Raw genomic sequence first — 19,952 nt, 5'->3', positions numbered from 1 at the left:
CCCTACCTTCCGTGATGACCGAAACTCCGCCCGGCCGCACCGCGACGCGCCACGTGCTCGTCGCCGACGACGAGCCGCACATCGGGCGCATCATCAAGATGAAGCTCGAGCAGGGGCCGTTCCGGGTCTCGCTCGCGCATGACGGCCGCGAGGCGCTGGACCTGCTGGAGCGCGAGGGCGACGTGGACCTCGTGCTGCTCGATCTCATGATGCCGAACGTCAGCGGGCTGGACGTGCTGGCGCGGCTGCGCGCCAACGAGCGGTTCCGCGACGTGCCGTGCATCATCCTCACGGCCGCGGGTCAGGAGCAGCAGTACCGCGAGGCGATGGCGCTGGGCGCGACGGACTTCATGACGAAGCCGTTCAGCCCGAAGAAGCTGTACGCGCGCACCGCGGAGCTGGCGGGCGTGACGGACGTCGAGTCGGAGCAGTCGTGAGCGGAGCCGATCCGACCGCCGGCGCGTGGGCCGTGGTCCTCGCCGGCGGAGTGGGCTCGCGCTTCTGGCCGCTCAGCACCCCGACGCGCCCCAAGCAGCTCCTCCCGCTGGTGGACGGCGAGCCGCTGCTCGCGAACACGCTGGCGCGGCTGGCGCCGCTGGTCCCCGCCGCGCGCACGCTCGTGCTGACGAACGCGTCGCTCGTCGCGCCGATCCGCGCGCTGGCGCCCGAGCTGCCGGCCGAGAACGTGATCGCCGAGCCCGCGCCGGCGGGCACCGCAGCCGCGCTGGCGTGGGCGGCGCGCACCGTCGCGCGCCGCGGCGGCGACGACGCCGTGATGCTGTGCGTCCACGCCGACTGGGCGATCGGGGATCCCGACGGCTTCCGCGCCGCGCTGCGCGATGCAGCGCGCGCGGCCGCCGCGCATCGCAGCCTCGTCACGGTCGGCATCGTGCCGACGCGCGACGACCCGGGATTCGGCTACATCCAGCCCGACGCCGAGATCGAGCCGGGCGTGCACCGCGTGGCGCGCTTCGTCGAGAAGCCGACGCGCGAGCGCGCCGCGCGCATGCGCGCGGAGGGCTACCTGTGGAACTCGGGGATCTTCGTGTGGCGCGCGGGCGACTTCCTCGAGGAGCTGGACGCGCGCTGCCCCGAGGTGGCGCCGGCGCTGCGCGCGGTGTCCGACGCCGCCGACGACGCGAGCGCGATCGGCACCTTCTTCGCCGACGTCACGCCCGTGGCCGTGGACGTCGGCGTCATGGAGCGCAGCCCGCGCGTGCTCGTGCTGCCGGGGGACTTCGGGTGGGACGACGTCGGCACGTGGGGGGCGCTGGGCCGGGTGCGCGCGCTCGATGGCGCGGAGAACGCCACCAGCGGCGCGGTGCACCTGCTGGACGCGCACCGCAACGTGGTCCACGCGGATGGGAACGCCGTCGTGCTCTACGGGGTAGACGACCTGGTGGTGGTGGTGGGGCGCGGGCTCACGCTCGTGACCACCGTCGACCGTTCCAGCGACCTCAAGACCCTCCTCGACTCGCTCCCGCGCGAGCTCAAGCCCGGCGGTTGAGCCGATGTCTCCCCTGCACCTCTACGACGACGCGCGCGCGCGCACCTTCGAGCCGTTCGCGCTCACCCGTCCCGCGGGCGAGCTGCGCGCGGGCGCGCTGCTCGTGCGGCAGCGCTGGGAGCAGGCGCTGGCGCTGACGGCCGCCGGCTTCGTCGGCGCGCCGCACCTCGCGAGCTTCGAGGAGCTCGACGCGCCGGCCGCGAGCACCGACGTGCTCCCCGCGCGCGCGATCGTCGCCAACGCGCGCTTCGCGCCGGCGCTGGCCGTCGCGGACCCGGACGCCGACGTCTGGGCGTGCGACGGGCGCGTGGCCGCGGTGCGCCTGCGCGAGGCGCTGCCGGTCGACCGCCTGGCGGATGGCACCCTGGAGCTCGAGGCGCTGGCGGACCCGCAGGCGCGCACGGCGCCGATCCGCGGCTGGTGGATGCAGGAGGTGTGGGACTACGTCGGGCAGCTGACCACGATGCTCGCCGACGACCTGCCGGTGATCGGCCCCACGCTCCAGCCGATGTACCACGGCGCGACGGTCCTCGGCACGCACCCGGTGTTCGTGGAGGCGGGCGCGCACGTCGAGCCGTACGTCGTGCTGGACGCATCGGCCGGCGCGATCGTGATCCGCCGTGAGGCGACGGTGCAGGCGTTCACGCGCGTCGTCGGCCCGTGCTACGTCGGCCAGGCGTCGCTCGTCACGGCCGACAAGATCGCGGCCTGCGCGATCGGCGAGGTCGCGCGCGTGCACGGCGAGATCAGCACCAGCATCGTGCTCGGGCACTCGAACAAGGCGCACGACGGCTTCGTCGGCCACTCGTACCTGGGCCGCTGGGTCAACCTCGGCGCCGGCACGACGACGAGCAACCTGAAGAACACGTACGGCACCGTCGCGCTCTGGACGCCCGCCGGCGTGCGCGACACGGGGCTCCAGTTCCTCGGCACGCTGTTCGGCGATCACGCCAAGACGGGCATCGGGCTGCAGCTGAACACCGGTACGGTGCTCGGCGCCGGCGCCAACGTGTACGACCGCATGCCGCCCAAGGCCGTCGCGCCGTTCGCGTGGGGTGGCGCGGCGCCGTACGACACGTACGACGTCGACAAGTTCGTCGACGTCGCGGCGCGCGCGATGGCGCGGCGCCAGGTGACGCTCGGCGCGCGCGGCGCGGCGCAGCTGCGCGCGGCCCACGCGCGCGGCACGGGGCGCTGACCGTGCAGCTCTGGGTGCTCGGCAGCGGGAGCCGCGGCAACGCCGTGCTCCTCGAGAGCGACGGCCGCCGCCTGCTCGTGGACGCCGGCTTCGGCGTGCGCGAGCTGCAGACGCGGCTCGGGCGCATCGGCGTCGCGCCGCAGTCGATCGCGGCGTGCGTCGTCACGCACGAGCACACCGACCACGTGAAGGGCGCCACGCAGGCGGCGGCGAAGTGGGGCTGGGCGCTGCACGCGAGCGAGGGCACCATCGCCGCGCATCCGCCGCTCGCCACCGCGGGCACGACGGCGTTCCGCGCGGGCGACACGCTCGCGCTGCCCGGCTTCGCGGTCGAGACCGTGCGGACACCGCACGACGCGCGGGAGAGCGTGGCGCTGGTCGCGACCGGCACCGCCTGCGGCACACGCGCCGGCATCTGCTACGACCTCGGGCACGCGTCGGACGCGGTGCGCACGGCGATGCGCGCCGTCGACATGCTCGTGCTGGAGTCCAACCACGACAGCGACATGCTGCGCGCGGGCCCGTATCCGCCGTCCGTCAGCGCGCGCATCGCGGGCCGCAACGGGCATCTCAGCAACGCGGCCGCCGGCGCGCTGGCGCGGCAGCTCGCGTCGACGACGCTGCGGCACGTCGTGCTCGCGCACCTGAGCGAGAACTGCAACCTACCGCAGACCGCGGCGACCGCCGTGCGCGAGGCGCTCGCCACCACGCGCTTCCGCGGCGCGATCACGCCGGCCGCGCAGGACGCCGTCGTCGGACCGTTCGTCGCCAGCGCGGGGCGCGCCCGCGTGCGCGCCGAGCAGCTCTCGCTGGCCTTCTGACATGGAAAACTACCGTCGCCTGATCGAGAACAACCGGCGCTGGGTGGCCGAGCTCACGGCCGCCGATCCCGGCTACTTCTCGAACCTCGCGATCAAGCAGGAGCCGCAGTTCCTGTTCATCGGCTGCTCCGACAGCCGCGTGCCGGCGGAGCTGCTGACCGGGACGCACCCGGGCGAGCTGTTCGTGCACCGGAACGTGGCGAACCTCGTGCTGCCATCGGACCTGAACGCGATGTCGGTGCTGCAGTACGCCATCGAGGCGCTGCGCGTGGAGCACGTCATCGTCACCGGGCACTTCGAGTGCGGCGGCGTGCGCGCCGCGCTGGGCGACACGACGAACGGGCTCGTGGACCACTGGCTGAGCCACGTGCGCAACGTCGTGCGCTGGAACCAGCGCGAGCTGGACGCGATCACGGACGAGCGCGCGCGCTTCGACCGCGTGGTCGAGCTGAACGTGCTGGAGCAGATCTACCACCTGTCCGAGACGCCCGTCGTGCAGAAGGCGTGGCGGAAGGGGCGTCGCCCGATGCTGCACGGCCTCGTGTACGACATCCGCGAGGGCTACCTGCGCGAGCTCGTCACGGGGATCGACTCCGAGGAAGCCGCCGAGCGGCTGTCGAGCCGCCGCGCGCCGACCGCAGCCGCCGTCTAGCATCGCGCGTCCTGCAGAGCGCGTCGTGACGCGCTGAGCGGCAGCCCGGTGCGAGGTCTGCTGCCTCCGGCGTGTCGCAAGCGGGCACTCGCCTTGCGGTGCCGCAACCTGCCCCCGGCGTCCGGACGCCGGGGGCGTACCGTCCGGAGCCGCTCCCCGCGCCACTCGCATGCGCCGCCGCACGCGAGGGTCGAGCGGTCGAGCGCCTCGCCCATCCGCCGCGATCGCCGAAGCATGGCCTCTCGCGCTCGTCGGATCGCGGCTCACCGCACCGGTACGATGGAGGGACACCGCACATGCGCTCGTCTCGACCTCGCATCCTGCACGTCCCCACCGCCCTGCTGCTCCTGCTCGCCGGCGTGCCGGCCCGGGCGCAGCTGATCGACACGGGCACCCCGCCGACGGTGGCGAACTGGCCCATCTTCCCATTCGGGCGCGCCAGCGACGTCTCGTACGCGTCGCTCGGGCAGAGCTTCACCGTCCCGAGCGGGACGACGTTCACGCAGCTGAACGAGTTCGACTTCTGGCTGCGCGACAACACGATCACGGGCACGACGCCGTTCTACGCGTACCTCTTCGGGTGGGACCCGGCGACGCGGATGACCGGCGGCAGCTACCTGTTCCGCAGCACCGCGCAGAGCTACACGGGCGCGGCCACGCCCACCGAGTTCAGCTTCGTCACCGGTGGGATCAACCTCACCGCGGGCCAGACGTACCTCGCGGTGCTGAGCAGCGTCGAGTTCCCCGACGCACCGGTGGTCCTGCGGCCCGGCGCCACGCAGACGACGTCGTGGCCGAACGACACGTACGCGGGCGGCTCGTCGTTCGTCCGCAACGGGCCGTCGGGGCTGGCGACGCTGACGGGCGGCCCGTGGAGCCTCGCGGGTGGCACGGGGACGGACCTCGCCTTCCGCGCGACGTTCGCCGCGCCGGGCGGCGGTGGCACGTCGACCGTGCCCGAGCCGTCGTCGGCCGCGCTGCTGGCGGCGGGCCTGCTGGGCGTCGTGGCGGTCGCGCGGCGGCGTCGCACACGGTGACCCCGTCAGGTCCACGAACGACGACGGGGGCGCCGCATGCGCGGCGCCCCCGTCCTTCGTTCAGCTTCGCTCGGACTGGTGGGACTCTCAGTACATCCCGCCCATGCCGCCCGGCGCGCCACCCGCGGCGGCCGGCTTGTCCTCCTTCTTCTCGACGATCAGCGCCTCGGTCGTGAGGAGCAGACCCGAGATCGAGGCCGCGTTCTGCAGCGCCGTGCGCGTGACCTTGGTCGGGTCGATGACGCCGGCCTGCACGAGGTCCTCGTACGTGTCCGTGAGCGCGTTGTAGCCGTACGTCGCGCCCTGGGCCGTGCGCACCTTCTCGAGGACGATCGAGCCCTCCGCGCCGGCGTTCTGGACGATCATGCGGAGCGGCTCCTCGATCGCGCGGCGGATGATCTGCACGCCGATCTGCTCGTCGGTGTCGTCGAGCTTGAGGCCGTCCAGCGCGCGCTGCGCGCGCACCAGCGCCACGCCGCCGCCCGGGACGATGCCCTCCTCGACGGCCGCGCGGGTCGCGTGGAGCGCGTCCTCGACGCGGGCCTTCTTCTCCTTCATCTCGGCCTCGGTCGCGGCGCCGACGTTGATCACGGCGACACCACCGGCGAGCTTCGCGAGACGCTCCTGGAGCTTCTCCTTGTCGTAGTCCGACGTGCTCTTGTCGACCGCGGCGCGGATCTCCTTGATGCGGCCCTGGATCGAATCCTGGGTGCCGTGGCCGTCGATGATCGTCGTGTTGTCCTTGTCGACGACGATGCGCTTCGCGCGGCCGAGGTCCGTGAGGACCGCGTTCTCGAGCTTGAAGCCGACTTCCTCGGAGACGACCTGACCACCGGTGAGCGTCGCGATGTCCTGCAGCATCGCCTTGCGGCGGTCACCGAAGCCCGGGGCCTTCACGGCCGCGACGCGCAGCGTGCCGCGCAGCTTGTTGACGACGAGCGTGGCGAGCGCCTCGCCCTCGACGTCCTCGGCGATGATGAGCAGCGGACGGCCGGCCTGCGCGACCTTCTCCAGCACCGGGAGGAGGTCCTTCATCGACGAGACCTTCTTGTCGTGGATCAGGATGTACGCGTCCTCGAGGGCCGCCTCCATCTTGTCCGGGTCCGTCACGAAGTACGGCGAGAGGTAGCCGCGGTCGAACTGCATGCCGTCGACCGTCTCCAGCGTCGTCTCGAGGCCCTTCGCCTCCTCGACCGTGATGACGCCGTCCTTGCCGACCTTCTCCATCGCGTCGGCGATCAGCGAGCCGATCTCGGCGTCGTTGTTGGCCGAGATGCTGCCGACCTGCGCGATCTCCTTCTTGCCGGCCGTCGGGACCGAGATCTTCTTCAGCTCCTCGACGATCGCGGTGACGGCCTTGTCGATGCCGCGCTTGAGCGCCATCGGGTTGACGCCGGCCGTCACGTTCTTGAGGCCCTCGCGGAAGATGGCCTGGGCGAGGACGGTCGCCGTCGTCGTGCCGTCGCCGGCGTTGTCCGACGTCTTGGTCGCGACCTCCTTCACCATCTGCGCGCCCATGTTCTCGAGCGGATCGGACAGCTCGATCTCCTTGGCGACGGTGACGCCGTCCTTGGTCACCGTGGGGGCGCCGAACTTCTTGTCGATGACGACGTTCCGGCCCTTGGGGCCGAGCGTCACCTTGACCGCCTCGGCGAGCTGGTCGACGCCGCGCTTCAGGGCAGCGCGCGCGTCGGTGTTGAAGTGCAGTTCCTTCGCAGCCATGTCAGTACGTCCTCAGCGTGAGCTGATGGAGGGTTCGAAGAGTCCGACGGGAGAAACGGAAAAACCTGCGAGCGATCGAGTCGCGAGCGGCGCGGGGGCGCGGCTCAGCCGACGATCGCGAGGACGTCCGCCTCGCGGAGGATGAGGTACTGCTCGTTGTCGAGCGTGACCTCGGTGCCGCTGTACTTCCCGTAGAGCACCTTGTCGCCGACCTTCACGTCCATCGGCACGCGGTTGCCCTTGTCGTCGAACTTGCCGGGGCCGACGGCGATGATCTCCCCCTGCTGCGGCTTCTCCTTCGCCGTGTCGGGGATGTACAGCCCGCCGCGCATCTGCTCGGTCTCCTCGAGCGCGCGGACGACGACCCGATCGGCCAGGGGCTTCACGGCGACGGCGTTCTTGGTGGCCATTGCTTGCGCCTCTCCGAATTGGAAGTGGGTGGGTTATTAGCACTCACCCTCAGTGAGTGCCAACGGCGACGAACCTATGGTGCGCCCCGCAGGGCGTCAACCCCCGACGCGCCCTCCGCGCTCGGCCGTAAGTCGCTGTGGAATAAAGTCTTGCGCCAGTGCGGCCGCGCCGTTCCGACAGGCCGGTGCCCGCCCCGTTTGTCGTTGCGACAGCAGCACCCGGGGGCGGTCTGTCGTCGTGACAGTGCCCCTCTCGTTCGATTCGCGGTCAGTCCGCGAGCGTGATCGTCGCCTGCCGCAACCGGTGCTCGGCGCCGTCGGTGGCGGTCACCCGCAGCTCACCGGAGGGCGCGACCCCGCGCACGATGCCGGCCACCGGGGCCACGATCCGCCGGCCCGCCAGGGCATCGCGCGCGGCGTAGGCCGCCAGCTCCTCGGGCGAGAGGCCCCCGCGCGTCGCCGCGGCCTCGCGCAGCGCCGGGACGAGCGCCGAGAGCACCGCCAGCCGCGCCACGTGCGCGCGCAGTCCGCTCGTCTCCGGGAGGTCGGCGGGTGGGACCACGTTCAGCCCGACGCCGACGGCGACCCACTCCGGCTGCGCGTCGCGCCAGCGCGCCTCCACCAGCACGCCCGCCAGCTTCCGCCGCGCGATCTGGAGGTCGTTCGGCCACTTCACCTGCACCGCGTCGTCCGCGAAGGGTTGCACGGCGACCGCGGCCGCGAGCCCGAGGCGGAGCGAGAGCACCTCCAGCGCGCTCGCGTCGGCGGGCCGCTCCAGCAGCGTCATCCAGATGCCGGCGCCGGGTGCCGACACCCAGCGGCGCCCCGCGCGACCGCGCCCGCCGGTCTGCGCGTCCGCGATGACGAGCGTGCCCGCCGGCGCGCCCTCGGCCGCGAGCGCGTGGGCGACGTCCATCGTCGAGCCCACGCGCTCGAATGCGACGACGCGCGGGATGCCCAGATCGCCCGCGAGCGTCTCGGCGAGGACGCCGTCGTAGCGATCGGTCGCGCGGTCCACGCCGCTCAGCGCACGAACACGAAGAAGAAGGCCACGGCGAGCACGATGCGGTACCAGCCGTACGGCGCGAAGCCGCGCCCCTTCAGGAAGGCGAGGAACGTCTTCACCGCCAGCAGCGCGGTGATGAAGCTGACGACGAAGCCCATCGCGAGCTCGGGACCATGGCCGGCCAGGTCGCCGTAGCTCTTCAGCAGGTCGTAGCCGGTCGCCGCCGCCATCGTCGGGATGGCGAGGATGAACGAGAAGTCGACGATGGTGCGCTTCGGCACGCCGAGCAGCGTCCCGCCGACGATCGTGGCCGCGGAGCGCGAGACGCCCGGGATCATCGCCAGGCACTGGCACAGGCCGATCGCCAGCGCCTGCCCGTAGGTGATCGCGTCCAGGTCGGGCTCGCGCTCGTCGTCGCGCCACCGCCGGTCGAACAGCACGAGCACGATGCCGCCGACCAGCAGCGACGCGAGCACGACGCGCACGTTCCCGAGCAGGTAGCCCTTCACGATCTTGTAGACCGTGAGGCCGACGATCCCGGTCGGCAGGAACGCCACCGCCGCCTTCGTCAGCAGCTTGAAGTCCAGCAGCCGGCGCCAGTAGAGCAGCACGACGGCGAGGATCGCCCCGAGCTGCACGATGATCTCGAAGCTCTTCACGAACGGGCTGTCCTCGAGGCGCAGCAGCTCCGCCGTGAGGATCATGTGCGCCGTCGAGGAGATCGGCAGGAACTCGGTGATGCCCTCGACGATGCCGAGGATGAGCGCGTGCAGGAGCGTCATGCGGGGGACGGCGCGGGACGGGGCCAAAGCGACGCGCGCCGCCCCCGGACGGTGGGAGCGGCGTGCGGCGCGAAGTATAGCGAGAGCGGCCTCAATCCGACGGTGGGCCGTCCGCCTCGTCGCGGACCGCGGCCCCGGCGCCCACGGGCGCGGGCACGGCGGCGGGTGTCGGCACCGCGGGCATCCCCAGTGGGGTCGTGCGGCGGCTGGCGCGCTCGACGCGCACGGCCGGCTGCGGGCGCGAAGCGATCGCGCGCTCGTAGAGCGCCTCGTAGCGCGCGACGACCTTCTCCAGGGTGAAGCGCTCGCGCGCGTCGGCGGCGGCGGCCTCGCTCATCGCGCGCCACCGCTCGGGGTCGCGCAGGATCGCGATCGACGCCGTCGCCATCCCGTCCACGTCACCGACGTCGCACAGCGCGCCGGTCTCGCCGTCGCGCACCACCTCGGCCAGGCCGCCCGCGCGGCTCGCGACCACCGGCACACCCGACGACAGCGCCTCGAGCGCGCTGAGGCCGAACGACTCGCTGGCGCTGGGGAGGAGGAAGAGGTCCGCGCCCGCGAGCAGCGGCGCCACCGCCTCCAGCTTGCCGAGGAAGTGCACCTGACGCTCGACGCCGAGGGCGCGCGCCTCCTGCTCGGCGTCCACGCGCTCCGGGCCGTCGCCCACCATGAACAGCACGCTCGGCACCTCGGCGGTGACCTTCGCGAACGTGCGCACGACGTCGCGCACGCGCTTCACCGGGCGCATGTTCGACACGTGCATGATGACCTTGCGGCCGCGCGGCACGAGCCACGAGAGCGCCGGCGGATGCGCGGTCCGGTCGTAGACCGCCGGATCGACGAAGTTGTGGATCACCTCGACGTTGCAGCCCGTGCAGCCGAAGGCCGCCATCGTCTCGCGCCGCAGGTACTCCGACACCGCGGTCACGAAGTCCGAGCGCTCGATCGAGAACTTGGTGATCGCGTGGAACGACGGGTCCTGGCCGACGATCGTGATGTCGGTGCCGTGCAGCGTCGTCACCACCTGCACGTCGTCGCCCTTGTCGCGCAGCATCTCGCGCGCGATCCACGCGCTGGTGGCGTGCGGCAGCGCGTAGTGGCAGTGCAGCACGTCCAGCTCGTGCGCGCGCACCACCTCGTGCATGCGCACCGCGAGCGCGAGGTCGTACGGCGGGTACTCGAACAGCGGGTACCGGCCGACGTCCACCTCGTGGAAGAAGATCCGCGGGAGGAAGTTCGGCAGCCGGAACGGCTGCTGGTACGTGATGAAGTGCACCTCGTGGCCGCGCGCCGCGAGCGCGATCCCCAGCTCGGTCGCGACGGCGCCCGAGCCGCCGTAGGTGGGATAGCAGGTGATGCCGATCTTCACGCGTGCTCCTCGTCGAGGGGCGAAGGGCCGTCGCACCACCACGCGGCGGCGATGGCATCCGCGTCGGGGTCGTCCGGGTTCACCCGGAGAACGGCCGACGACGGCAGTTGGTGTCGGAACCAGGTGCGCTGGCGCTTGGCGTACTGCCGCGTCTCGATCACGACGAGCTCGCGGGTCTCCGCCAGCGTGAGCTCGCCCTGCAGGTGCCGGCGCACGGCGTCGTACCCCGACGCCTTCCAGGCGATCGCGTCGGGCGGGACACGGTCCATGAGCCTGCGCACCTCGTCCACCCAGTCGGCAGCGAGCATGGCGTCCGTCCGGCCGGCGATGCGGTCGGCGAGCACCGGCCCGGGATCGACCACGAGGTAGCGCAGCGCGTGGCGGGCCGGTCGCGCCGCGCGGGCGTGCCAGTCGCTCAGTCGGTGGCCCGTGAGCAGCGCGACCTCGAGCGCGCGCAGCAGCTGCGTGCGCTGCAGGTGCGCGCGCGCCGGATCGACCACGGCCACCCAGCGGCGCAGCTCGGACAGCGACAGGTTCTCGAGCCAGACCGCCAGCGCCTCGCGCCGCGACGCGTCCAGCGGCGGCTCCTCGAACAGCGGCTCGGCCAGCGCGCGCAGGTAGAAGCCCGTGCCGCCCACGAGCAGCGGCGCGCGCCCCATCGCTTCGGCCTCCGCGAGCCAGCCGTCGCACGCGTCCGCCCAGCGCGCCGCGGACCAGCGCTCGGTCGGCTCCGCCACGTCGACGCCGAAGTGCGGCACGCGCGCGAGCTCCTCCGCGCTCGGCTTCGCGGTCCCGACGTCGAAGCCGCGGTACAGCTGCCGCGAGTCCGCGCTGACGATCGCCGCGCCCACGCGCTCGGCCAGCCGCAGCGCGAGCGCCGACTTGCCGGCCGCCGTGGGCCCGCAGATCGCGCGCAGCACGCTCACGCCCGGCCGAACCGGCGTTCGAGCTCGTCCCAGCCGAGGTGCACGATCGTCGCGCGGCCGTGGACGTCGTGGGCGGGGAGCGTCGTGCGTGCGAGCGCGACGAACAGCGCGCGCATCTCGTCGGGCGAGAGCGCGTCGCCCGCCTTCACCGCCGCCTTGCACGCGACCGTCGCGGCCAGCCGCTCGTGGCGCGCGTGCGTCGACGCGTGCCGGTCGCCCGTCAGCGCGTCGAGCGTGTCGCGCAGGCACCGCTCGGCGTCGAAGCGCGGATGCGGCGTCGGCACCGCGTGCACCAGCAGCGACCCGCCGCCGAACGGCTCGACCTCGTAGCCGAGCTTCGTCAGCGCGTCGCGGTTGGCCTCGAACGCGTCGGCCTGCGCGGGGCTGAGGTGCAGCGTCAGCGGGAAGAGCAGTCGCTGCGACGGCGACTGGCCGCTCGCCATCGCGCCCAGGAAGCGCTCGTACAGCACGCGCTCGTGCGCCGAGTGCTGGTCGATGAGCACGACGCCCTCGTCGCGCTCGAACATCATGTACGTGCGCCGCAGCTGGACGAGCGGCGGCACGGACACCTCGTCCGCCGCGGCGTCGCGCGGGGCGGCGGGTGCGACTTCCGGCGTCTCCCACGGCAGCGGCGGCGCACCGTCCGGTGCGCCATCGAACGCGCGCGGATCGTGCGCATCGGCGGACGCCCTCTCCGTCGCGAACAGCCCTACCTCTGGCGTCGCGGAGATGTTCAGCGCCGAGAGGTCACGACCGCTGGCCTCCCACGGGTTGTGCGCGGGCGCCGTGCGCGGCATCAACCCGCCCGCGAACCACCCGCGCCCACCGACGTCGGCCGCGCTGTCGAGCGTGCCGAGCGCGCGCCGTACCGCACGCTCCACCGCGCGCTCGACGTTCCAGCGGTCGCCGAAGCGCACCTCGGCCTTCGCGGGATGCACGTTGACGTCCAGCTCCGCCGCCGGCAGCACGACGTCGAGGAAGAGCGACGGCCGCAGCCCCGCGGGGATCGTCGAGCGGTACGCCGCCTCGGCCGCCCGCACGAGCCCATTGTCGCGCACCGCGCGCCCGTTCACCGAGAGGAAGACGCGGCGGCCCGACGTGCCCACGTCGCCCGGCCGCTCGACGAGGCCCGTCACGCCGACCGCGCCCGCCACGTCCTCCACGTCGAGCAGCTCGTCGGCGTAGCGCGCGCCGTATACGGCGCCGAGCCGCGCGCGCAGCGACGGCGCGGCCGGCAGCGTGAGGCCCGGCTTCCCGTCGTGCGTCGCGTTGAGGCGCACGTCGCGGCGCGTGAGCGCCATCACGACCAGCACGTCGTTGATCGCACGCCACTCGCTGCGCGCGCTGCGCAGGAATTTCTGCCGCGCCGGCGTGTTGTAGAACAGCCGCGCGACGCTCACCGTGGTGCCGCGCCGGCGCGCCGCCTCCTCGACCTCCTGCACGCTGCCCGCGGCGGCGCGCACGCGCGTCCCCGCCCCGTCGCCGGGCGCCGTCACCAGCTCCAGCTGCGACACCGAGCAGATGGCCGGCAGCGCCTCGCCACGGAAGCCGAAGCTCGCGACGCCCACCAGCTCCTCGGCGCTGCGGATCTTGGAGGTCGCGTGGCGCGCGAGCGCGAGCACGGCGTCTTCGCGGCCCATCCCGCCGCCGTCGTCGCTGACGCGGATCAGCGCGCGCCCGCCCTCCTCGACGGTGACGTCGACCGCGGTGGCGCCGGCATCCAGCGCGTTCTCGACGAGCTCCTTGACGACGGACGCGGGCCGCTCGACCACCTCGCCGGCGGCGATCTGGTCGGCAACCGCTGGCGGAAGGACGGCGATGCGGGTCACGCGCGAAAGCTAACGCCCCGGGCGAGCCCGACGACGCCGTCGAAGGTCAGGGAGCCGCCAGCGGCACCAGGCGGTCCGCCTCGACCCATCCCTCGCGGTCGCCGTCGAGCCGCACGCGCGCCCACGCGTTCTGCCGCGCGACCACGCGCGCGACGTCGCTCACGTGCAGTGGCGCCGCCTGCTCGGCGCCGAGCGCGGGCTCGGCGCGCAGGGGGCCGTCGCGGCGCACGACGCCCAGGTCGCGCGCGATGGCGCGGTCGGACAGGTGCACCGAGACGGCGAGCATTCCCACCGCGGTCGCCGCCGCCGGCCACGCGAGCGTCGTCAGCGCGCGCGGCGCACGCGGGCGCAGGCGCATGAGGACCGAGGCGCCGGCGGCGAGCCAGCACAGGAGACCGGCGACGGCGGCCGCATCCGGCGGGATGGGCGGCACACCGCCGATCCAGCCGTCCTGCGCGGTGGGGAGCAGCTCCAGTCGATCGCGGACGTCGCTCGACAGCGGCGACAGGCGCAGCGCACGCTGCCAGCCGACCGTCGCGGCGACCGTGTCGCCCTGCACCCACGCGGTCGTGCCGAGGTTGGCCCACGCATCGGCGGCGCGCGGCGCGGACAGGACTGCCGCTTCGAAGGCCGCGCGCGCGTCGACGAGGCGGTCGGCGTGGTACGCCTGCACGCCGCGGTCGAACGCGCGCGCCGCGCCCGCGAGCCCGCTGTCGGGCCCCTCGACGTCCGGACGCTCGGCGCGCTGGCGCTGGAGCACCGTGAGGTCGGCCGCCGTGGTGTCCGCCACCGGCTGGCGAGCCGCGGCGTTCCCCGAGGTCGCGACCGCGCCCGTGAGCGCGCCGCCGATGAGCAGCACGAGCCCGAGCCGCGACGCGAGCGCACGGTCACCAGCGCGTCCGCGACCCGCGTCGGCCACCCCGCACCCTTCGGCGTCCAGGCGCTGGTAGGTCGTCCACGCCAGTCGGGCGAGGTCAACGTCGGGCGCGGGCGCCACGCCGTGCGCCACGCCGAATGCCGCGCGGTCGAGCGCGTGCAGCGCGTCGCCCGCGGCGCGCGCGCCCTCGACCGTGACGCCGCAGCGCCGCAGCCGGTGCACGAGCGTCGCGGGCGCCGCGAACGCGTCGGGGCCGAGCGCGAGGCGATCGCGCACGGCGGTCACGAAGGCGCGGCGGACGACATCGGGCGTGATGCGCGCCGAGGTGTCGGCCATCGTGCGCAGCCGGCGCGCGGGCGGCTCGGGCGTGCCCGCCGGACGGCGGGGCGTCCCGCGCAGCACCGAGACCACGAGCGCCGGCAGCGGCACCGCGGCGACCAGCAGCCAGAAGACCGGCTGCGACGGCAGCGGCGTGCGCGAGGGTCCGGTGAAGCGCTCGCGGATCGTCAGACGCGGCGCGCCCGTCGGGCGTCCCTCGGCGTCGGGCGCGCCGGCCAGGGTGCCGGGGAGCACGTGCAGCGTCAGCGCGGGCGAGAGCGCGACGTCGTAGCGCCGCGCCGACGGATCGAAGAACGCGTAGCGGATGGCCGGCACCTCGCGGTCGCCCGCGCCGCGCGGCGTGATGATCCAGTCGAACTCCTTCGCGCCGCGCACCGCGAGCGCCGAGGAGTCGAGCTCGACGCGCTCCTCGCCCTCGACGGCGGTGGCCCACGGGATCTGCAGCGTGGGGCGCGGCAGCAGCTTCACGTTGCCGCGGCCCTCCACGCGCAGCGTCAGCACCACCGGATCGCCGACGCGCGCAGCCGAGGAGTCGAGCCGCGCGGTCGCGCGCAGGTCGCCGACGGCTCCGGTCCAGTCGCCGGGCCGGCCCTCCGCGGGCGGCTCGATCGCCACGAGGCGCACGGCCTCGGACTTCGTCGAGAACGTCTCCTCGCGGCTGAAGAAGCCCGACGACTGCGGCAGCGAGTAGGTGAGCGACGCGGGCGGGATCAGCACGCGCCCCGGCGCGACCGGGAACACCGCGCGCTGGAAGACGTGCACGTCGAAGCGCCGCCCGTCGATGATGCGACCGCGCAGCGATGCGCGGCCGGCTGGCAGGTCGTAGGCGAGCAGCCCGCGCAGCTCCGGCGGCACGAACTCCGGGTTGCGGCGGAGCCGCTGCCGCACGTCGTCGTCCAGGAAGACGGCGATTTGGTAGGTCGCCTGCTGCCCGACGTAGACCGTGTCGGGCCCGACCTGCGCGTGGAACGCGATCCCCTGCCGCGAGGTGCGCGGCGTACGCTCGACGATCGACGGCGTCGCTGCCGGCTGCACCGGCGTGCGCACGCTGAGCGCCCAGTTGCGCGACCGCGCCGCGGTGGGACGCAGTCCGCGTCCCCCGACTTCCGCGACGAAAGGCGCGAACGCGTGCTTGCCGCGCACCCCTTCGGGGACCGCGAGCACGTAGCGCCACTCGACCACCTGCCAGGGCGCGCGGAGGTAGGTCCCGCCCGGCGGCGTCGAGTCCACCGCGGCCACGCGCATGCTGCTCAGCACGCGCATCGGCTCGAAGCTCGGCGGCACGAGCCGCACGTCGCGGCCGGCAGGCGCGGTGACCTCGACCTTCACCAGCACCGGGTCGCGCGGGGCGACCTCGGCCGGGGCACTCACCGCCACCGTCACCTGCGCCAGCCAGCGGAGCGCGAGGGCGGCGGCCGCGCTCAGCAGCGCCATGCCCCGCCTCCCACGCCGCTCCGCCCTGGCCTGCTGCCCACCATCGGTCGCTTCTCCCGCATGCGCGCAGTCTGCACCGTCGCACGCGTCCGCACCACCGCTCCCGCTGTTCGGAAGGCGTCCACGGCGCATCCGGCGGACGTCCCGCCGGTCACCAGTCCTTCCCGCCGGGCGGCGGCGGGGGCGGATTCTGCTTCTGGCGGCGCCCCTGCACGTCGCGCTCGTCGCGGGCGGCGGCGTTCAGCAGCTCCTCGGCCTGCCGCTGCCCAAGGCCGCCCGCCGGCTTCGGCTGCTGCTGCGGGGGCGCATCGGGCGGCGGGCTTCCCTGCGAATCGGACTGGCCGCCTCCGCCGCCTCCGCCGCCTCCGCCGCCGCTCTGCTCCTGCTTCTTCCGCAGCGCGAGCTCGTAGTTCCACTTGGCCTCCATGTCCCGCGGCCGCGCGATGAGCGCCCGCTTGTAGAGCGCGAGCGCGGCATCGAGGTCGCTGCGCGCGCTGTCGCCCTGCATCGCGAGCCCCTTCTCCAGGTGCGCGAGGCCGAGGTTGAAGTGCGCGCGCCAGCGCAGCTCGGGATCGCGCGCACGCCGCGCCTCGTCCAGCGGCGCGCGCGACGCATCGAGCGAGTCGGATGCGAGCAGCGCCGTCCCGAGGTTGTAGCGCGCCAGCGGCGACCCGCGCTGCGCCCGCTCGCGATACGTCGCGAGCGCGGCGGCCACGTCGCCGCGGCGGTACGCGAGCAGCGCCTGGTCGGCGTCCCTGCCGGCTAGCGGATTCGGCGTCGCGCACGCGCCCACGAGAACCGCCGAGGCGGCGGCGACCAGCGGCAGCCATGCGGCCGCGAGGACCGCGGACGCCTTCGCGGCGCGCGGCGCGGTGGCGTGTGGCGGCGCGTGGCGCATCGCCGGCATCAGGCGGCGGAGCGCAGCGCGCGACGGCACGCTGCGCGGACGGCGCGCGCCGAGCACCGTGTCGAGCACGAGGAGCAGGAGCGCGGGCGCGAGGAACCACTGGAAGCGCGGCACCAGGTCCTCGCCCGCGTCCAGCGACCGCCGCTGCGCGCGCAGCCCCGACAGCGCCGCGCGCACGCGCGCCGCCTTGTCGGTCGCCTCGGCCGGGATGAAGGTGCCACGCGCCGCCTGCGCGGCGGCCGCCAGCAGCGTCGGCGAGTAGCGCGTGACGACGATCGCGCCCTCGCTGTCGCGCTTCTCGCTCACGCTGTTCCCCTCGCGCACCGGGATCGTCGAGCCCGTCGTCGAGCCGAAACCCACCGTCACGAGGCTGATGCCCGCCTCCGCGGCCTCGCGCGCGGCGGCCTGCACGTCCTCCATCGGCTCGAACGCCTCGCCGTCACTCATGAGCACGATCGCGCGGTCGCTCCCCGACTTGCCCACCTGCAGCAGGTCGGTCGCCTGCCGGATGGCGCGGGCCAGCGAGCTGCCCGCCTGCCCCACGACCGACGGATCGAGGTTGTCGAGGAAGAGCGCGAGCGCGCCCTGGTCCGTCGTCAGCGGCGTGAGGATGTAGCTGCGCCCCGCGAACGCGATGAGCGCCGTGCGGTCGCCCGTCGACAGCGCGCGCAGCCGCCGCACCTCCTGCTTCAGGCGATCGAGACGGCTCGGCCGCTCGTCCTGCGCCAGCATCGACAGCGACGCGTCGAGCGCGAGCACGACGTCGATCCCCGACGAGTGCACGACGTTGCGTGCGAGCCCCCAGCGCGGCCCCGCGAGCGCGATGCCCGCCAGCAGCGCCGCCAGCCCGAGGCGCACGATGCGCCAGCGCACGCGCGTGTCGGCGACGTCGGGCGCGAGGCGCGCGATCAGCGCCTCCTCGCCCAGCCGCGCCGCGCGCACCTTCCGCCGGCGCGACCAGACGGTCAGCAGCACGACGACGAGCGCGGGCAGCAGCAGCGCCGCCGGCAGCAGCCACGGCGCCTGGAAGTAGCGGATCCAGCTCGCGTCCATCAGGCGGCCTCCGTCATGGCAGCGGCCCTCGCCACGCGAGCAGCAGCAGCTCCAGCGCGAGCGCGCCCAGCGCGACGCCCAGCGGCCAGCGGTACTCCTCGGTGAAGCGGACGTAGGTGCGGGACTTCACCGGCGTGCGCTCCAGCCGGTCGATCTGCTCGTAGATGCGCTGCAGCGCCTGCGCGTCGCGCGCGCGGAAGTAGCGGCCGCCCGTGGTGCGCGCGACGTCCGTGAGCAGCACCTCGTCGATCTTCACCGGGCGGTTCTCGTAGCGCAGCCCGTACAGCCCGCGGCCCACCGGCACGGGCGCCATCCCCTCGGTGCCGACGCCGATCGTGTAGATGCGGATCCCGAACTGCGCCGCCGCCTGCGCGGCCGTGCGCGGATCGATCGCGCCGCGGTTGCTCTCGCCGTCGGTCATGAGGATCATCACGCGCGAGCGGCCTGGCGCGCTGCGCAGCCGGTTCGCGGCGGTGACGATCGCGGTGCCGATCGCCGTGCCGTCCTCCAGCTGTCCCGACTGGATCGCGTCGACCGCCGCCAGCACGACCGGGTAGTCCGTCGTGAGCGGGACCTGCGTCAGCGCCTCCGCCGCGAACGGCACGATGGCGATCCGGTCGGACTGCCGATTGGTGACGAACTCCTTGATGCGCGCCTTCGCGACCTCCAGCCGGTTGTTGGGCTGGAAGTCCTCCGCGAGCATCGAGCTGGAGATGTCGAATGCGATGACGATGTCGATGCCCTCGGTGAGCGACGTCTCGGCGCGCGCGCCGGTGCGCGGCCGCGCGAGCGCGACGATGCACAGCGCGAGCGCGATCAGCCGCAGCGCCGAGAGCGCGCGCACGACGCCCTGCCCCGCGCGCGGGCCACGCGCGAGCACGCCCGCGCGCGAGAAGACGATCGCCCCGCGCCGGCGGCGCCGGCGCCACCACCAGAGCAGCGGCAGCAGCAGGAGCGCGAGCAGCACCCACGGCGCCGCGAAGTCGAGCCCCCCGAACGAGAGCGTCGAGGGGATGCGGTCCAGGAAGTCCTTCATGCGGCCCGGTCCTTCGACGCGTCCGGTCCCTTCCGGCTGCGCCGCCGCTGCTCCTCCTCGTACCGCCGCTGCGCCTCACGCTCCGCGCGGTCGCGCGCCTCGGCCTCCTCTCGCTCGCGCGCCTCGCGCTCGCGAATGCCCCGCTCCACTGCGTCGACGATCGCGCGCGCCTCGCGCCCCGCTTCCGTTGCCGACGCGGCCGCGATCGGCCACGCCGCGAACTTCACGAGGTCGGTCAGCTCCAGCAGCGCGCCGAGCCGCTCGTGCGGCACCTCCTCGCGCGTCGCGAGGGCGGCGCGCAGCTCGGTGCTGGTGCGCGACGGAACCGCCTCGTCCGGCAGCCGCGCCGCGAGGTAGTCCCGCAGGATCTCCTCAGCCAGCGCCGCGTGGCGGCCCGTCTCCCCCGACTCGACGAGCTGCATGCGATCGAGCCGCTCGAACGCGGCGAGCGCCGCGGCGTACGCGCCGTCGGGCCGCGCGGCCCCGCGGCGGTTGCGCCACCAGCGGCGCGCGAGCCAGAGCAGCAGCGCGAGGAGCGCCAGCAGCGCCAGCGCGAGCAGCAGCCACTTCAGCCACCAGAGCCCCGGGTCCGCGATCGGCTCGCGCGGCGGCTTGGGCACGCGCAGCGCGCTGTCGGCGGGGAGCACGCTGCGCACGTGGACGTTGAGCGCGGCGAGCGACACGGTGCGCGCCTGCCCGCCCACGTTGACCACGACGTTGCCGAGGTTGAGCGGCAGCGTGCCGACGTCCCAGGCGGCCAGCCGGTACGTCGCCGTGAACTCGCCCGAATCGGCCACCGCACGGTCGCGGCGCGGATCGAGCAGCTCCACGCCCGCGCCCGAGTCGGGTGCCGCGGGGAACGTGACCTGCGCGCCCGGCGGCGCCTGGATGCGCACGGTGACGACGAACGGATCGCCGACGGTCACCGTGTCCGGCGCCACCAGCGTGCCGAGTCGGACGCGCGGCGCGCTGCCCGCGGGCGCCTGCGCGCCGGCGGTCGGCGCCAGGAGCAGCGCGGCGAGCGCGCACCACACGAACCGCCGCATC

General features: G+C 74.2%; 17 protein-coding genes. 6 read left to right on the top strand and 11 right to left on the bottom strand.

Annotation, left to right across the window (positions count from 1 at the left end; translation table 11 throughout):
• Positions 1–14 precede the first annotated feature (14 nt).
• The 6 genes from rosag_RS15400 to rosag_RS15375 all read left to right on the top strand — a co-directional run bounded on the left by rosag_RS15400 (position 15) and on the right by rosag_RS15375 (position 5,215).
• Positions 15–437: a response regulator gene (locus rosag_RS15400; RefSeq protein WP_284351034.1), complete on the top strand. Its 423-nt coding sequence runs from the start codon at positions 15–17 to the stop codon at positions 435–437.
• Positions 434–1,507, top strand: a complete 1,074-nt coding sequence (locus tag rosag_RS15395; protein ID WP_284351033.1) for a mannose-1-phosphate guanylyltransferase — start codon at positions 434–436, stop codon at positions 1,505–1,507. The genes rosag_RS15400 and rosag_RS15395 overlap by 4 nt, the downstream gene beginning before the upstream one ends.
• Before the next feature lie 4 nt (positions 1,508–1,511).
• Entirely contained in the window at positions 1,512–2,705 is a 1,194-nt protein-coding gene (locus rosag_RS15390; protein WP_284351032.1) for a putative sugar nucleotidyl transferase, read from the top strand.
• A gap of 2 nt (positions 2,706–2,707) precedes the next feature.
• Positions 2,708–3,526 carry an MBL fold metallo-hydrolase gene (locus tag rosag_RS15385; protein WP_284351031.1) on the top strand — a complete coding sequence of 273 codons (819 nt, stop codon included), beginning with the start codon at positions 2,708–2,710 and terminating at the stop codon, positions 3,524–3,526.
• 1 nt (position 3,527) lies between these two features.
• Positions 3,528–4,178 (top strand): carbonic anhydrase, encoded by a 651-nt coding sequence (locus rosag_RS15380; protein ID WP_284351030.1) that lies wholly within the window; start codon positions 3,528–3,530, stop codon positions 4,176–4,178.
• 296 nt (positions 4,179–4,474) lie between these two features.
• Positions 4,475–5,215, top strand: coding sequence for a PEP-CTERM sorting domain-containing protein (locus rosag_RS15375; protein ID WP_284351029.1), 741 nt, complete (start codon positions 4,475–4,477; stop codon positions 5,213–5,215).
• 87 nt (positions 5,216–5,302) lie between these two features.
• Here rosag_RS15375 and groL read toward each other — a convergent pair whose 3' ends face one another.
• The 11 genes from groL to rosag_RS15320 form a co-directional block, all read right to left on the bottom strand.
• Entirely contained in the window at positions 5,303–6,937 is a 1,635-nt protein-coding gene (gene groL / locus rosag_RS15370; protein WP_284351028.1) for a chaperonin GroEL, read from the bottom strand.
• 104 nt (positions 6,938–7,041) lie between these two features.
• Positions 7,042–7,347 carry a co-chaperone GroES gene (gene groES, locus rosag_RS15365; protein WP_284351027.1) on the bottom strand — a complete coding sequence of 102 codons (306 nt, stop codon included), beginning with the start codon at positions 7,345–7,347 and terminating at the stop codon, positions 7,042–7,044.
• Positions 7,348–7,615: 268 nt separating this feature from the next.
• Positions 7,616–8,365 (bottom strand): biotin--[acetyl-CoA-carboxylase] ligase, encoded by a 750-nt coding sequence (locus rosag_RS15360; protein ID WP_284351026.1) that lies wholly within the window; start codon positions 8,363–8,365, stop codon positions 7,616–7,618.
• A gap of 5 nt (positions 8,366–8,370) precedes the next feature.
• Complete coding sequence (locus rosag_RS15355; RefSeq protein ID WP_284351025.1) at positions 8,371–9,135, bottom strand: undecaprenyl-diphosphate phosphatase; 765 nt, start codon at positions 9,133–9,135, stop codon at positions 8,371–8,373.
• A 91-nt stretch (positions 9,136–9,226) separates the two neighbouring features.
• Entirely contained in the window at positions 9,227–10,504 is a 1,278-nt protein-coding gene (gene bshA / locus rosag_RS15350; protein WP_284351024.1) for an N-acetyl-alpha-D-glucosaminyl L-malate synthase BshA, read from the bottom strand.
• Positions 10,501–11,430, bottom strand: a complete 930-nt coding sequence (gene miaA / locus rosag_RS15345; protein WP_284351023.1) for a tRNA (adenosine(37)-N6)-dimethylallyltransferase MiaA — start codon at positions 11,428–11,430, stop codon at positions 10,501–10,503. The genes bshA and miaA overlap by 4 nt, the downstream gene beginning before the upstream one ends.
• Positions 11,427–13,259 carry a DNA mismatch repair endonuclease MutL gene (gene mutL, locus rosag_RS15340; protein ID WP_284351022.1) on the bottom strand — a complete coding sequence of 611 codons (1,833 nt, stop codon included), beginning with the start codon at positions 13,257–13,259 and terminating at the stop codon, positions 11,427–11,429. The genes miaA and mutL overlap by 4 nt, the downstream gene beginning before the upstream one ends.
• Positions 13,260–13,305: 46 nt before the next feature.
• A complete protein-coding gene (locus rosag_RS15335; protein ID WP_284351021.1) occupies positions 13,306–15,909 on the bottom strand; it encodes a hypothetical protein in 2,604 nt (867 codons plus the stop codon).
• 151 nt (positions 15,910–16,060) lie between these two features.
• Complete coding sequence (locus rosag_RS15330) at positions 16,061–17,869, bottom strand: VWA domain-containing protein (protein ID WP_284351020.1); 1,809 nt, start codon at positions 17,867–17,869, stop codon at positions 16,061–16,063.
• Between the two features lie 13 nt (positions 17,870–17,882).
• Positions 17,883–18,905 carry a VWA domain-containing protein gene (locus rosag_RS15325; RefSeq protein WP_284351019.1) on the bottom strand — a complete coding sequence of 341 codons (1,023 nt, stop codon included), beginning with the start codon at positions 18,903–18,905 and terminating at the stop codon, positions 17,883–17,885.
• Positions 18,902–19,951 carry a BatD family protein gene (locus tag rosag_RS15320; protein ID WP_284351018.1) on the bottom strand — a complete coding sequence of 350 codons (1,050 nt, stop codon included), beginning with the start codon at positions 19,949–19,951 and terminating at the stop codon, positions 18,902–18,904. The genes rosag_RS15325 and rosag_RS15320 overlap by 4 nt, the downstream gene beginning before the upstream one ends.
• Position 19,952: the final 1 nt, after the last annotated feature.

Source organism: Roseisolibacter agri (assembly GCF_030159095.1).
GTDB lineage: Bacteria > Gemmatimonadota > Gemmatimonadetes > Gemmatimonadales > Gemmatimonadaceae > Roseisolibacter > Roseisolibacter agri.
This window is presented reverse-complemented; position numbering and strand designations above follow the sequence as displayed.